This window comes from Holdemania filiformis, from assembly GCF_003459085.1.
GTDB classification, from domain to species: domain Bacteria; phylum Bacillota_I; class Bacilli_A; order Erysipelotrichales; family Erysipelotrichaceae; genus Holdemania; species Holdemania filiformis.
The window spans coordinates 19,384-34,423 of the sequence record NZ_QRUP01000031.1; the positions used below are offsets into that span (position 1 = coordinate 19,384).

Consider the following 15,040-nt stretch of genomic DNA (forward strand, 5'->3'; position numbering starts at 1 on the left):
AAGGGGGATTACCGTGGCTAATCAGCGTATGCAGAAACAAAAGCTGCTGGAAATTCTGCGTTTGCTTCAACAGGAAGCGGACAACGAGCATCCGCTCAAATGCAGTGAAATCATCGCCCGGCTCAGTCAGAAAGGCATGAGTGCTGAACGCAAATCCGTGTATTCCGATATCGACATTCTGCGCCAGGCCGGCTGGGACATCCGCTATCAGAAAAATCAAGGTTACTGGCTGAAACGCCGCTACACGCTTGCCCAGCTGAAGCTGCTCAGCGACGCTGTCGGTTCGCTGACCATTCTTTCCGCTGATCAGGCCCGGCAGTTCAACGCGCTTCTTTTAGAGGAATGCTCGCATTATCAACAGCCGCAGTTATCACCGTTGCTTCCTGAATACCGTGAATCCGGCGCCGACGTCCTTGCGAACATCGATCAGATCCTGAAAGCGTTGCGGGAAAATGTCGAAATTCAATTCCGTTATTTTGATATTACAGTACATAAGCAGAAGCACTACCGCCGTCAATCGCAGTCCTACCAGCTGTTTCCTTACGCGCTGATCCGGGAGAACCAGCGCTATTACTGCGTTTGTTACTCGTTCCATCATCAGGGCTTCTCGCATTACCGGCTGGATAAAATGGAACAGATCCAGCTTCAAAGCGAACCGCTGCCCCGGATTCCCTTTGATCTGAAGGAATACGCTGCCCGCAGCTTCGGGATGTACGCCAGCGAACCGGTCAACATGACGCTGCGCTTTGATCTATCCCTGGCGAACACAGTTTTTGATCGGTTCGGTCAGGACATCATGATCACGCGCATTACGGATCAAGATTTTGATGTGAATCTGACGCTCAGCGCAGCTCCTCCGTTTTTAGGCTGGTTGTTTCAGTTTGGTCAGAAGGTCCGGATTCTGCAGCCACAGTCCTTGAAAGACCAGATGCGCGAAGCTGCCGAAGCGACGCTGCGTTCGCTTGACGAGGAATCCGCAGGCTGAACTGGACGCATACACGACAACCGCATTTCATATCCCGTTTCCAGTTTTTACAACCATTCGCAACATGAACTTTCCGAACAAAGAATCCGATTATTTCAGGAATTGTCAGAATATTCAATGTTGACAGCCGCGGGAAAATGATATAATAAATGCACATTCAAAGGAGAGAAATGTATGAAGCTCTGTATCGGTTTGTGCGACGATAATCCGCTCCATCTGCGAATGATTTCGCAGGAAATTCAGCGTTTGTGCGGGATGCGGGAAATTGAAGCTGAGATTCACACCTGGACCAGCGGCGCGCAGCTGTTAAAAGAGATCGAAACTTACGATATCCAGCTTTATATTCTGGATATTCGAATGCCGGAAATCACCGGCATCGACGCTGCCAAGCAAATCAATCTGATCCAGCCCTCAGCGCAGATCATTTTTATTTCCAGTTATCTGGAATATTTTTCAGATGTTTATGAAACTGAGCATCTGTATTTCGTTCTGAAATCGCAGATGGCGCAGCGGCTTCCTGACGCTCTGGACCGGGCGCTGGCGAAACTGGGACAAGCTCAGACCGGGGTCAGCTTCATGCTTCACAGCCGCAGCCAGGTCATTCCGATTCCGATTCATTCGATCCTCTGCATTGAAAAAGAACTCCGCAAGATTATTGTCACGACCATGCATGACCACTATGAAATGTACGCAAAGCTGCAGGAAGCGCTCGCGCAGCTGCCTCCGGATGAATTTTTCCAGTGTCATCGTTCCTACATCGTCGCCTTCCGTCACATCGAGCAGATCTGCGGCAATGAAATCCTGCTCTCCAATAACAAGCACATTCCGATTGGCAGAACCTTCATGAAACCGCTGAAGGAAGCGTTATTAAAGCGGCAGTTCTCACAATAATCCAATCTTCCCGCCGTTTCTTTCCCGGCGCAACTTGCCGCGGACAAAACGGAATGGAATTGGCGCTGAATGTTTAACAGAAGATTCCCGGCCTTGCCTGTGGTTCTTACTCGGTTTCAGGCAGACATAAAATATCCATACAAAGAAGCAGGCAGGATAAAGCGTTAAATGAAGCTTCATCCTGCCTGACCTTTTTTCTTCGCTCGATTTCGAGTAAGAACCCTTGCCTGTAACAAGGAAAAATTTTTTATTTAGAAAAAAGAGAAACAAAAAACCGGCTTCGCCTTTGATGGCGGCACCGGCTGTTAGTTCCTATTGTATAAATACGCTTCGGCTGTAACAAGATAAATTCAGAAAATCGCCCTTACATCAAGCCGCAGCCGGCATCGGCATCGGTTGGATTTCACAGACATGGTAACCCAGCTTCGCCTGATCCGACGGGTAGCGCTTATGGAAACGCGTGCGGATTCGCTGCGCCGCGATATCGCCGTCTTCCTTCCGCCGCAGATTCATCATCACCGCATACTGGCTTTTGGAGATCCGGCAGAAAATATCACTGCTGCGCAGTTCGCTTTCCAACACCCGGCTCAAATATTCCAGCTGATCATTTTCCGGCTGCGAGCCTTCCTGCGACTCCAACTCCAGCATCATCATATAGAAACTGTCCCGCGACCTTTGAATTTCCCGCACCCGCGCCTGATACAACTTCTGGAAAACCGGCCGGTCGCAGAAGAACGCCAGCGGCTCGCTGATTTCCTCATTCAGGGAAGACACCAATTCGTCCAGTGTCACGGTCTCGCCATTTTCGACGCTGATAAAATAGATCAACGCCTGCGATTTGCCCAGAAATTCAATGCCGTATTCCTTCTGGAATGCAGCCGCGACCTGTTTATAATAATGAATCGCTTCATTGTACTGACGCTGCCGGATCATTACCCGCAGCATCAGGTAATTCACCTGATCGTTAAACGGTTCAACCGCTAATAAGGTTTTATAAAGATTCAGCGCTTGCGGATAAAGCTCGTTCTGTTCCAGTTCCTCCGCAATTTTATCGGTGGTATTCAAGATTTTCTGCCATTGACGTTCGCGTTCTTCCGCAATCCAGGAATCTTCCAGATCCGCTAAAAATTCACCCTGGACCAGGGCGGCCAACGCTTTGGCATCGCCGCCGTCAGCCCGCAGCGCAATTTTATCCAGCTGGGCGATATCCAGTTCAAAATCCGCCGCCGGATTTAACCGGTAGCCGCCCCGGACCGTCTGAATCCAATCCGGACCGCCGGCGCCCGGCAGTTCTTCCAGCGCTTTGCGCAGCCGGAAAATGGCGAACTTCAGCGCGTTCAGCGGATTCCGGCTGTCCGGCCAGAAGATTTCAATTAACTGTTCCTTGGCAACCGCCCGATCGCGATGAAGGATCAGATAGGCAAATATGGAAGCAATCTGCTTTCCCATGGTAGCGCCTAAATTGATTTCCTTCCCCCGCACCCGGAGGGTAAAAGACCCCATCATTGTAATTTTCCACTTCATGTTCATAGACCTGCTACCTCACATTATCAACAGTGTAACAAATTTTCCGGCAATTAGAAATACAATCTCAAAATTATTTGAGGTTTGCCAGAATCACGGCAGCGGCGATTAAATTCTCAATCCCGGCTAAAACCGCAATCCGGACAAACGAAGGCTTGGAGACCTTGTGATGGGCGATCAACATCCCTGCGCCCAACCCCAGTGCGCCGCCCAGAAAAGCGAGCGTAAAAAACACCCTTTCAGGAACCCGCCAGCGATGAGTGCGGGCGCAGAATTTATCCCACAGACACAACACGATTCCCGCCAGGTTCACAAACCAGAACGCATAGAAGCCAAAACTCATAACACCGGCTGATCCTTTGGATCATGATTGAGTACCTCGCAGCCGTCCTTCGTCACCAGCACCAGATCTTCAATCCGCACCCCGCCGACGCCCGGCAGATAGATCCCCGGTTCGATCGAGAAGCACATGCCTTCTTCGACAACGATTTCATCGACCGCGCTGACGTCGAACGGTTCATGCACGCTTAAGCCGATTCCGTGCCCGGTGCGATGGATAAAATACGAACCATAGCCTGCTTCCTCAATCACCTGGCGGCAGGCCCGGTCGATATCGCAGAACCGCACGCCCGGCTTCACCGCCGCAATCCCGGCCAGATTCGCCCGCAGGACGGTATCGTAAACGTCTTCCATCGTGTTCTTGCCGATGAAGTACGTACGCGTCATGTCTGAACAATAGCCTTCAAATTTACAGCCCATGTCAACGATCACCGACATGCCTTCTTCTAAAATCTTATCTGACGGTACGGCGTGAGGATCAGCGCAGTTTTCCGCGAAGGCGACGATCGTTTCAAACGACGGATCACTGTCCGCCAGCTCCCGGAATGCCGCGTTGATTTCCTGTTCCAGCTGTTTTTCACTCTTGCCTGTCTGAATCAGCTCGCGCACCCGCGTCATAACCTTATCATTATTCAGCGACGCCTGACGCATCCTGGCTTGTTCCACAGGATCCTTGACGCTGCGGATGCGGTCGACGAGATTGCCGTCCACCATTTCCAAATCCGGGCGCAGCGCCATCAAACGGATCAGAAAGCCGGCGGACCAGAACTTGTCGATCCCGACCTTACCGTTTAAGAACCGGGAAACGATCTGGACGCCGTCCTCGGTATCGTTGTAGCGGACAAGCTCAAAATCCGTTTGCGGCGCTAAGGGAAACAACTCGTTGAGCACCAGCTTGGGTAAGCCCTCCGTCGTTACGATCAAAGCGATCAGCCGTTCGCCGCAGGAGAAACGACGGCCGATAAAATATTCCACAGCGCTGTGATCAGAAATGACACAGGCTCCCAGACCTTCCTCCTGCATTTTCTTTTGAAGCCGTTCTACGCGTTCATTCATATTCTTGTCCTTTTACCCTTTCTTTTTGTTTTTCTTCTTTTCCATTATGGATGCATCAGAATCCTGACAAGCTTCAATCCCGGCGGTCTCCGCCGGATCCGTCAGCGACGTTTCGCTGATCTGAACAGATTCCGGGTTATCCGGGGATGCTTCAGTTTCGCCTGCCAAGCCTTCGTCAAGCCACTTGCGGTGCGCGCTGACGATCGGAAGCGTATCCAGCTGATCCTTGGCGATCCAGAAGCAATGCTCCGGCAGCGTTTCCTGGACCTGATCATCCCATTGTCCGCGGTAGCATTCCATTTTCCATACACGATGGGAGAACACATGCTTGCGCTGTCCTGCGTATTCAAGCTGATCCGTTTGTTCCAGCGGCGCGGCGGCCTGCGGCAGACGGTACAGACCTTCCATCAGCCCATCCGACCAATCGTCGCTCAGCAGAATCTGCCGGCGGTCATTCTCAATCCAATAGGTATACAGCTGCAGCTCCAGCGGCGGTTTGGCTTTCTTTTTAACGGGATATTGACTCCAGCTGCCATCCTGGCCCGCGCCGCAGAACGGCGCTAACGGACAAAGCAGGCACTGGGGATTTTTCGGCGTGCAGACCAGCGCTCCGATCTCCATCATCGCCTGGGTAAACACCGCCGGATCACTGCCCTCCATCCAATCATAGACCTGCCGCCAGACATAATCGGCCGTCGTCTTCTTCGTGATATCCTCGCCATATTGGAGCACGCGCGTCGTCACCCGCAGGACGTTCCCGTCGACAGCCGGAGCCCGCAGACCGTAAGCGATACTGCCGATCGCCCCGGCGGTGTAAAAGCCGATCCCGGGAATCGTCCGCAGCTGTTCAACATCCGCCGGCAAGAGGCCGCCGTAGCGTTCAACTACGACTTTCGCGCCCGCATGCAGCTTCCGCGCCCGGTTGTAATAGCCCAATCCCTGCCAAACATGCAGGACGTCTTCAATCGGCGCTTCCGCTAACGCTTCGACCGTCGGCCAGCGCTCCATCCAGCGCTTGTAATACGGAAGCATGGAATCGATCCGCGTCTGCTGCGCCATGATCTCGCTGACCCAGATCGCATAAGGATCCCGGCTTTGGCGGAACGGCAGGTCACGATGGTGGATCTTATACCATGCACATAATTCTTCCTGAAAATTCATTTTCTTCACCGCGCTTATTGTATCGTGTTTTCCCTTAAAACTCAAACATCCTGTTCCCGGATTGACCTGTCTTTTTGCCGGATTCGCCGCCACAGCGTATGAATGAGCAGCCCGCCGGCGATCATCGCCAGAAAATAACAGAAATTCCCTGCCGGAATACCCCAGAGCCGGGCGATTTCACGAAAGCCCAGCTGCGTGTTGGCAAGTTTGGGCGACAGGTAAAACATCGACAATTCACCATATCGGGAAAGCGTGACGTTCAGCATTTCCGCGATCCCCGCAAGCAATCCGAAGAGTCCAAGCATTTTCATCGCTCCCCGAAAATCATCCTCCATCACTTCGCTGGTTCCGCACAGGATACCGATCACAATCAGCAGATCGTGCCAAAGAAACGAGAACAGCGTCAGAAACACAGACGGACTGAGCATATCCGAAGGATCAAGATAGACGGCGATCCCGCCCAGCAGCGCAAAATCCGCCAGGAAAGTAACGACGGTCCGCCGGCCTTTTTTTAGCCGGGGCAGAAGCAGACAGAGGTAGATCGGCATGCTGCAAAGCTGAAATGGAAAATACCACCAGTTATACACACGCTGATCGACGATCAGAAAGCGGAACACCTGCTTGAGAACTTCGCCGCTTCCTAACAGAACACCAAGGCAAAACAACAGCTTTTGCCGGCGGCTTTCTTTCAATCCGCGTAACCGCCACGCCCCCAGTGCGCTCAGCACGGCCAATCCCGCCATCAGAGCGTGAAAAAGGCCGCAGGGTTCAGGCGTTTTCCACATCAAGGCCCGCATCAAAACCAACGTGCGCATAAGCATCCCTTCTTTATCTTTATTATAACGCAGCGGTCAAACCGTGATAAAATAGAAGCAGGTTCCCGGGATATCTTCCCGATGACCGGAAACAGCGAGGTCGATCGGCGGCCAATGAAAGATAATCTGAAAAGAAAGCAAAGAAGAAGCTGAAACAAATCTGGAACACAAGAGAAATCAGAAAAAGGAGAGTTACAAGTATGGAAAAACAGATTCAAGCGCTGCAGGAAATCCTGGATCGAGGGAAGCGCATCGTCTTTTTTACCGGCGCGGGCGCATCCACGGAAAGCGGAATTCCGGACTTCCGCAGCGTTGACGGACTGTATCAGCAGCAGTATGATTACCCGCCGGAGGAAATCATCAGCCATCATTTTTTTGAGTCGAATCCGAAAGAGTTTTACCGCTTCTACCGCAGCCGCATGCTTTATCCGAACGCCCGGCCCAACGCTGCTCACCGCTTTATGGCGGAGCTGGAGAAAACCGGACGTTGTCTGGGCGTCGTGACGCAGAACATCGACAATCTGCATACCCTCGCCGGCAGTCAACACGTCGCGGAGCTGCATGGCTCGATCATGCGGAATTACTGCGTAAACTGTCATCATGAGGAAGGCCTGGACTTTATCCTGAAGACTGAGGATCTGCCGCGCTGTCCGGTCTGCGGCGGACTGATGAAGCCGGACGTCGTTCTGTATGAGGAAGCGCTTGACGAAGCCGTAATGGATCAAGCGTTAGCCTGGATCCAGCATTCCGATGTGCTGATCATCTGCGGAACCTCGCTGTCCGTCTATCCGGCCGCCTCGATGGTGCGCTATTTTTACGGCGATCAGCTAGTCGTCATCAACAAGACGGCGACGCCGATGGACAAAAATGCCGATCTGCATATTTTAGCCCCGCTGGCGGAAACACTCGCCCAGCTGCACGTTTAATCTGCAATACAAGCCGGAAAAGAACTGCGGGCAGGCAAAAACGTTGCGCAAACCAGCGTTGCGGAATAACTTGTCCCTCCGCTTTGCCGCATCCGGCATGCTTCAATCCTCATTTCAACTTAAAAGGAATTCCCGTTCAATGCGTGGAATTCCCTTTTTGTATCTGACGGACAATCGCCCGGACTTCAGCGGCCGCTTGTTCCTTTAGCGCGGTACTCTCGCTATCGCTCAACGGCTGGGCCGTTTCTCTTCCCCAAAGCGGCGTCAAAACGGCATAATGGATCTTCTCCACTTTAAAATAAGCAAGTACGGAATAAGCATAGCTTCCCGGATCCTCGGTACTGAAATCAGTCTCAACAATTCTGACGAGTACCTCGGTGCCGGCTTCCTGAAAACGGACTTCCGCCGCTATTTCATCGTGAATTTCCAGAATTTTTCTCAGGGTATAGCTGTGAAACTGAGGCGTGCTGGAAACTTCCAGGTTGATATAATCAAAAAGTACGTCAGGATCCGCGTTCAGATTCTCGATCACAAACACTTTGTTTGTCTGAAAATGCAGATGCGGAAGATTGAAGAACGGCACATATAGCTCATCCATTCGCATAGCAGAGGACTCCGCATCAAAAACAGATTGAATCCCGGCGCTTGAAACCGCCGGCGGCGTAAATAATGGATAAAGCAGAACCACGGCCAAGCTCAGAACATACCCTATAAAGTCTCGTTTCTTCATTGTCCCGCTCCTCGTTTACGCTTTTTCACTTGAACCCATCAACTCACAGACGCGCAGGATCAGCGCCGTCAGATCACGGTTACCGCAAGTCTTTCATCAGGGAAAGACTCGATCTTCAAAAAACAACGGGTTGGTTCCGCCCCGTTGTCGTGTATCCTCAAATCAAATTCAAATTGCTTGTCAATCCTTAATATCATAAGCGCTGAAGACACGCTGACCGTTGTAAACCTCAACCCCCTTGGCCTGAAGCAGTTCATCAACTGTTACGAGCTGATAACCCGCTTCGATCAGCTGCGGAAGCAGCGATTCAACAGCCGTCACCGTTTCGGCATGGATATCATGCATCAGTACGATCGAACCATCTTTCACTGCGGACATTGTGTTCTCCACCGTCTGTACCGGATCGAGCGTTTTCCAGTCGAGCGTATCAATGCCCCACATGATCAACGGATAAGCTGAATTTTCTTTCACAGTCGCGTTGGCCGCGCCGTAAGGCGGACGGATATGCTTGATCGTGTACTGCCAGCCCGTCAGCTCCTGAACCAGTTCCGTCGTGCGGTTGAGCTGAAATAACAGGTTATCGCCCTTCAACTTCGTCAGCTTCGGGTGGTTGTAGGAATGCGATGCCGCTTCGCTGGCGGAGTTGATCACCATCAGCGTCGTTTCCGGATATTTCTCCACCCGGACTCCCTGCATGAAGAACGTAGCCGCCGAATCATAATGCTGCAGAAGATTGATCAGCTGCGGCGTGTTGGTCGGATGCGGCCCGTCGTCGAAGGTCAGCGCGACCATCGGTTTGTTGGGATCGATCACCCGCGGCGCAATCCGGACATTGTTCTCCGGCAAGGTTCCCTGCCCGATGTCCAGCAGGAAATGCTCGCCTAAATTGGAAACCGGAAACTCCCAGCGGTAGGCATTTTCCCCCAGCTTGCCGGCAGGAAAATTAAAGATCAGCATTCCGTCTTTTAATGTGAAATCCGAGAAGTTGCCGGAATCCCAGGCCGTCGCTTCGATCAGCGGCAGCGTATACGCCGCTTCCTTCCAGTTATCGTCCGCCTTCAGCTGAGCGCGCAGATTCGCCGACAACCATTTCAGGGCGTTCTCATCCAATAAGGCCGAAGCGTCGAGCCACTGGTGATCGGTCAGATCGTATAAATACGACTGCCGCTGTTCCTGTACGGTTTCATTTTCATTGCGTGAAATCGTGTATTCCAGTGAAACATAGCGGTCCTGATTCACATTCATCTGATAATCCGCCTTGATAAGCAGCGGCTTCTTTTCCTTTTGATAGCCGTCAGTCTGTGCCTTCAAATCATTGAAAATGACTTCTGCGTTCCGGGCCAGCGCCTCCTGGAACGTGCTGTCGGCGCTCTGCGGGTAATAAACCGCCAGCTGAACATCCTTGCTTTTATCCTTCAGTTCTTCCGAAGAAGAAACCTGCGGCTTCAGAAATGCCGGTTCCCGGTTCGACAACAGCCATCCGACCCCGGCCCCAATCAAAGCCAGTGCGGCAACCGCGATGACCATCAGAATCGCCAGATTTCCTTTATTGATCCGGCGTCCTCTTTTTCTTCTTCTTTGTGTTTTCATTCTATCCAATCGTCCTTTCCGTCCGATAGAAAATTTCTACCCCTCTATAAGATCCTTTTAACGGGCTAAAAGTTTAAATTTTTTTATTTCTCTTTTATGATTGTAGTCCGCATGGCGGATTCCCAGACATTTTTCAATTTTCGAACTGTCTGTATGTTCATTTTAGCTAAAATCGGAAGGGAACTCAATGACAACGACTTTACGAAGTCTTACAAATTCATGACGGAAACCGGGTTCACAAATAAACCCGGTCAAATTCCTCCTTCAGTCCGCAACTACCGCTGGGATGAAAGTGTGAAAGTAGAGCGATCTAGCTTGCTTTCCTGCAATATTTGTGACTGCGCAAAGCGCAGTAACGGAGGCAAAAATGAAAAGCCTGCGTCAAACAATGAAAGGTTTAATTCGGATTGACAGTAGAATTTAGATGTACTATCATACAAATTGATGCAATATCATCTATATTGCTTTCTATCTATCATCAGCACCTGCCAATCCGCGTATTCAAGGATAAAGTCGGTTCAATAAAGGAGGATCATCATGGATAAAACAGCTCGTCAAATCACAAAAATTGCCCGCGAGGTCAGCAAGTTCACCACCCGTTCGTTAAAAGCGGAAGGCATCGGCGCCGCGGAACTGGATTTCATTCACGTCGTCCGGAAAAATCCCGGCATCACTCAGGCCGGCGTCCGCAGCGTACTTGGAATTGATAAGGGAGCCTGCGCCCGGCGGGCGGCGAATCTGGAACAGAAAGGGTATCTGATCCGAACTCCGGATCCGGAGGACAAACGTGCCCGGCGTCTCAGTGCCACGGCGAAGGCGGAAGCGCTGAAGCAATCCAAAGCCGCGATCGAAGCCGAAGCTTACGCCTGGCTGCTGGAAGAATTCAGCGAAGCGGAAAGCGAGGCGTTCGCAGGCTTGTTAAACCGTCTTTACCTGCGCTGCAAGACGGAAAGCAAAGCCGGTTTCCCACATCTGAATCAACGGGTGAATGCGCCGGCAGGAGATTAATTCATGATTCGCAAATCCAACAGAGAACGCCGGCCCGACCGGTTGAGCACCTATTTTTATCAGGAACGCCGCGTACTGGCCGGCATCACGCTGACCGGCATCCTCTACAATGCCGGCCTGACAGCCGGGCCTTACTTCGAAGGACAGCTGACGCTGTGTTTAATGGCAGTCCTGGCAGGCGAAAAAAGCGGAATCGACATGATCAAGCTGGGCGGCGTCTATCTGATCGTCATCTTGATCGTTCAGGGAGCGCGCTGTCTCAAGCGGTTCGGAGTGCGGCGTTTTGCCAACGATACCGCCCGTTCCATGCGGCGGGTGCTGTACCGCAATCTTGTCTACCAAAATCCGGCCGTCTTGAGTGCGGACGAGGCCGGAAGCCTGATGACCAAGGCGATCAGCGATGTGGACGCCTGTGCTGAGGGCATGCGCAAATTTACAACTGAAGTGTTCGATACCGGCGTCGTGATGATCGCCTATCTGGGGATGTTGATGGCCTATGATCTCCGGCTGACGCTTTTAGCCTGTGTGTTTGCGCCGTTGGCCGCTCTTTTGGCACAAAAATTAAAACATCCGATCACCCGCAGCGCCGCCGCCTATAAAAACAGCGTCAGCCAGCTCAACACGATGACGCTTGACCGCGTCAGCAACGCGCTGACCTATCGGGTCTTCGGCTGCGAAAACCAGCGGGATCAGGCCCTTGGCGATCAATTAGCCGTCGTGGAGAAAAACGCGGTTGTTTCCAGTGCCTGGGAAAACGCAATGCAGCCGCTGTATAACATCATTGCCATGGCCGGCGTCGTCTTCGTGCTGCTTCGCGGCGTTCAAAACGTATCAGACACCGGCTGGGCTGCCTGGGATCTTGCCGCCTTCACGACCTATCTGAACTGTTTCTCCCGGCTGGCGCTGAAAAGCTCCCATGCCGCCAAACTGTTCAATGCCGTTCAGAAAGCTAAAGTATCCTGGCAGCGGATCCAGCCGCAGCTGCAGCCGGTAAAGATTCCGGATTCAACCCTGCCGCCAACCGCCGGACCCGCTGAATTAAAAGTGGAAGATTTAAGCTTCGCTTATCCTCACCAGCCGCCCTTATTCGAGCATGTGTCATTCCAAGTTCACGCCGGGCAGATCATCGGCATCACCGGTCCGCTGGCTTGTGGAAAATCGACGCTGGGCCGCTTGTTGTTAGGCGAGCTGCCTTACACCGGCAGTCTGCGGATCAACGGTTTGGAAATCGCGCAGCTCAACAGCGCGCAGATCAGCCATTTGGTCGGCTATCTGGGGCATGCCCCGCAGCTGCTCAGCGACACGATTGAAGAAAACATTCAGCTCGGCGAAGACCTGGACTGCGCGCCATGGTTAAAGCTTACCGCGCTGAAGGAGGAAGTCGTGGCAATGCCGGAAGGCCTCAAAACACAGATCGGGGCACAGGGAACGCGGCTCTCCGGCGGTCAGCAGGCACGGCTCGCGCTGGCGCGCACACTGGCCCGGCCGCGGCCGGTCTGGGTGCTCGACGATCCGTTTTCCGCGGTCGATCCCGCCACGGAAGACGAAATTCTGCGCAACCTGCGCGTATTGGGCAAAGATCGGATCATCCTGTTGATCTCCCACCGTCTGACCCATTTTGCCCAGTTCGATCAGGTGCTCTGGCTGGAAAACGGAACTGCCCGGATAGCCGATCCCGCGACGATGATGGCGGAGAATCCCGCTTATGCCCGGCTTGTTAAAACCCAACAAAAGAAAGCAGGCGATGACGATGAAAAATAACAACACTTCGCTGACGCTGAAAAACAGCGTCCTCACTGTAATCGCTCAGCAGCGCCTGTTTCTCACCGGATTGGGAATTGTAATCCTCGCCGGAACGCTGGCTGCGCTGCTTCCGCCGTTAGTGCTCGAACAAATAGTCAACCAACTGACGCTGCGGCAAGCCGTCGGCGTGGGCCCGGCACTGGCTTATTTCCTGTTTCTGGCGCTGGCTGGGATACTGGAATCTTTGCAGACGGTCATGATCACCCGCACGGGACAGAAAATTACCCGGCAGGTCCGCCAGGACCTCTGCGCCAAGCTCGATACTCTGCCGGCGGCTTATTTTACACGGGAGGACGCGGGGAAAACTGTTTCTCTGTTCGTCAACGACGTCGACGCGCTGAGCGCGCTGTTTGACAACGGCGTGCTCAATATGGCTGCCGACAGCTTGAAAGTGATCGGAGTTTTGGTCATGATCTTCATCCGCAGCCTTGGGCTGGGCTTTCTTCTGATTGTGATCACGCCGTTGTTGTTCGCCGTGACCCGGCATTTCCAGAAACGGATGCTTCAGGCTCAAAAAACGAACCGGGCGGCGATCGCGCAGGTCAACCATCTCGTTCCGGAAACACTGAACTGCCTGCGGATGATCCGCTCGCTGAATAAACAGGAACGAATGGAAGACCGCTATGACCAGCATTTACAGACAAGCTATCAAAGTCTGGAAAAAGCGAATTTCTATGATTCCGTCTATTCGCCGATTATCGTTTTCAGCAGCAGCGCCGTCGTCGCCGTCATGATGATCCTGGCGACACTGTCCGGCGGCTGGCGCTCATTATTCGGCATGTCGGTGGGTTCGGCAGTGGCGGTCACCGCCTATGTCAGCAAGATTTTCACGCCCCTGGAAAACATCGGCATGGAAATTGAGAATATTCAATCAGCGGTTGCCGGCATTCAGCGGATCGAAGCTTTCTTCCGCCAGCCGCAGCGGAATCTGCCGGAAGCAACGCTGACACTTTCCGCCCTGCCGGTCGGCGAACCGGCGCTGGCGCTGAATCACGTTACCTTCGGTTATGAAAAGGAAGAAACCGTCCTGCGTGATTGTTCATTTCGTGTTGAACAAGGGGAAACGGTCACGCTGGCCGGACGAACCGGAGCTGGAAAGAGTACAATATTTAAATTGATCCTCGGTTTATATTCCCCTCAGCAGGGATCCGTTACGATTTTCGGCACCCCTGCCGATCAGATCAGCGATCGTCAGAAACGACGATTGTTCGGTTATGTGGAACAAACGCTGCGGCCGGCCAACGGCACGGTTGGCGATCAAATTTCCTTGTTTGATGAAACGATTACCGCCGATCAGATAGCGCATGCCGTGCGGTTAGTCGGTCTGGACACGGTTATCGCCCAGCTGCCGCAGGGAATGGCGACGCCCTGGGATCCATCACTCTTTTCCCAAGGTCAACTGCAGCTGTTAGCGATCGCCCGGGCCGTAGCGGCCGATCCGCGCATCCTGCTTCTGGATGAAATCACCGCCAATCTGGACAGCGGTACAGAAGCGTTAGTCATGGAAGCGCTGCGCCGGGCTTCTGCCAACCGCACTGTGATCTCCATTTCTCACCGTTTATATCAACAAAATAGAAATGGCAGACTGATTTCCATTTAGAAAGTGCCGCTTTCTTTTCGATCCCACTGCGATAGTTTTTTGTAAGTACAGGATAAACAAAAACGCTGCGTGTTCCAACTTCTCCTGAATTCAAATTTTCCCATGATTTAACGACAAACTCCCGCTCTCATGCGGGAGTCAGTGTAATCTTGGTTTATGAATATTGATGATGAGAGAAATTTTTACGCGCTATGAATGAGCGGATTTCTGCAATCAGGTTCAATTAAATCAATAACAGCTTATTCTCGTACAATGCTTAGCTGACTGATCTTTTCAATCTTCGCATTATCATCCTTTTATTGTTCGACAACAACTTCCATCAATCATGAGAAAAAGAGAACTGAGTATTATTAATGGCCCGATTCTTTAAATCAGAAAGCTTTTTAAGCTGATCATGGAAATCTTCCAGCGTATTGATCTTATATAAAATATGGACGATCTGATTGATATCTTCTTCCGTTAAGTTAGATAAACACGCCTCATCCGTTTCCGTCAACGCGAATTTCTGATTTAATACATCCTTCAATAATAAGATTTTCCCTTTCCGTATCCCTTTTTCTATGCCTTTTTTATACACCGTCTTCTCATCCATCTCGTCGTATTTCATCCGCA

The 15,040-nt window shown here is 52.1% G+C and carries 14 protein-coding genes; 6 read left to right on the top strand and 8 right to left on the bottom strand.

From position 1 onward, the window contains the following. Positions 1-13 precede the first annotated feature (13 nt). Together DWY25_RS16780 and DWY25_RS16785 are read left to right on the top strand one after the other, a co-directional pair. A complete protein-coding gene (locus tag DWY25_RS16780; RefSeq protein WP_147336712.1) occupies positions 14-985 on the top strand; it encodes a helix-turn-helix transcriptional regulator in 972 nt (323 codons plus the stop codon). A 174-nt stretch (positions 986-1,159) separates the two neighbouring features. Further along, entirely contained in the window at positions 1,160-1,876 is a 717-nt protein-coding gene (locus tag DWY25_RS16785; RefSeq protein ID WP_117896211.1) for a LytR/AlgR family response regulator transcription factor, read from the top strand. A 369-nt stretch (positions 1,877-2,245) separates the two neighbouring features. On the opposite strand, the gene DWY25_RS16790 is transcribed toward DWY25_RS16785, so the two are convergent. From DWY25_RS16790 to DWY25_RS16810, 5 genes are all read right to left on the bottom strand, one after another. Beyond that, positions 2,246-3,400 carry an AfsR/SARP family transcriptional regulator gene (locus DWY25_RS16790; protein ID WP_181981888.1) on the bottom strand — a complete coding sequence of 385 codons (1,155 nt, stop codon included), beginning with the start codon at positions 3,398-3,400 and terminating at the stop codon, positions 2,246-2,248. A gap of 73 nt (positions 3,401-3,473) precedes the next feature. Then, positions 3,474-3,743: a DUF1294 domain-containing protein gene (locus tag DWY25_RS16795; RefSeq protein ID WP_117896213.1), complete on the bottom strand. Its 270-nt coding sequence runs from the start codon at positions 3,741-3,743 to the stop codon at positions 3,474-3,476. Next, positions 3,740-4,795, bottom strand: coding sequence for a M24 family metallopeptidase (locus DWY25_RS16800; RefSeq protein WP_117896214.1), 1,056 nt, complete (start codon positions 4,793-4,795; stop codon positions 3,740-3,742). The genes DWY25_RS16795 and DWY25_RS16800 overlap by 4 nt, the downstream gene beginning before the upstream one ends. A gap of 12 nt (positions 4,796-4,807) precedes the next feature. Then, a complete protein-coding gene (gene mutY / locus DWY25_RS16805) occupies positions 4,808-5,956 on the bottom strand; it encodes an A/G-specific adenine glycosylase (protein WP_117896215.1) in 1,149 nt (382 codons plus the stop codon). A 41-nt stretch (positions 5,957-5,997) separates the two neighbouring features. Beyond that, entirely contained in the window at positions 5,998-6,771 is a 774-nt protein-coding gene (locus DWY25_RS16810) for a TMEM164 family acyltransferase (protein ID WP_181981889.1), read from the bottom strand. 200 nt (positions 6,772-6,971) lie between these two features. Between DWY25_RS16810 and DWY25_RS16815 the strand changes: the two genes are divergently transcribed. Further along, positions 6,972-7,697, top strand: coding sequence for an NAD-dependent protein deacylase (locus DWY25_RS16815; protein WP_117896217.1), 726 nt, complete (start codon positions 6,972-6,974; stop codon positions 7,695-7,697). A 136-nt stretch (positions 7,698-7,833) separates the two neighbouring features. Here DWY25_RS16815 and DWY25_RS16820 read toward each other — a convergent pair whose 3' ends face one another. Further along, a complete protein-coding gene (locus tag DWY25_RS16820) occupies positions 7,834-8,427 on the bottom strand; it encodes a hypothetical protein (RefSeq protein ID WP_117896218.1) in 594 nt (197 codons plus the stop codon). A gap of 180 nt (positions 8,428-8,607) precedes the next feature. Continuing rightward, complete coding sequence (locus DWY25_RS16825; RefSeq protein ID WP_117896219.1) at positions 8,608-10,017, bottom strand: polysaccharide deacetylase family protein; 1,410 nt, start codon at positions 10,015-10,017, stop codon at positions 8,608-8,610. A 537-nt stretch (positions 10,018-10,554) separates the two neighbouring features. Here DWY25_RS16825 and DWY25_RS16830 point away from each other — a divergent pair. From DWY25_RS16830 to DWY25_RS16840, 3 genes are read left to right on the top strand one after another with little or no spacing between them, the layout of a single operon-like run. Next, complete coding sequence (locus tag DWY25_RS16830; protein ID WP_117896220.1) at positions 10,555-11,025, top strand: MarR family winged helix-turn-helix transcriptional regulator; 471 nt, start codon at positions 10,555-10,557, stop codon at positions 11,023-11,025. Positions 11,026-11,028: 3 nt separating this feature from the next. Beyond that, positions 11,029-12,786: an ABC transporter ATP-binding protein gene (locus tag DWY25_RS16835; protein ID WP_117896221.1), complete on the top strand. Its 1,758-nt coding sequence runs from the start codon at positions 11,029-11,031 to the stop codon at positions 12,784-12,786. Next, positions 12,776-14,428, top strand: coding sequence for an ABC transporter ATP-binding protein (locus DWY25_RS16840; RefSeq protein WP_244926007.1), 1,653 nt, complete (start codon positions 12,776-12,778; stop codon positions 14,426-14,428). Before DWY25_RS16835 ends, DWY25_RS16840 begins: the two co-directional genes overlap by 11 nt. 319 nt (positions 14,429-14,747) lie before the next feature. Here DWY25_RS16840 and DWY25_RS16845 read toward each other — a convergent pair whose 3' ends face one another. Beyond that, a complete protein-coding gene (locus DWY25_RS16845; RefSeq protein ID WP_147336713.1) occupies positions 14,748-15,020 on the bottom strand; it encodes a hypothetical protein in 273 nt (90 codons plus the stop codon). Positions 15,021-15,040 lie beyond the last annotated feature (20 nt).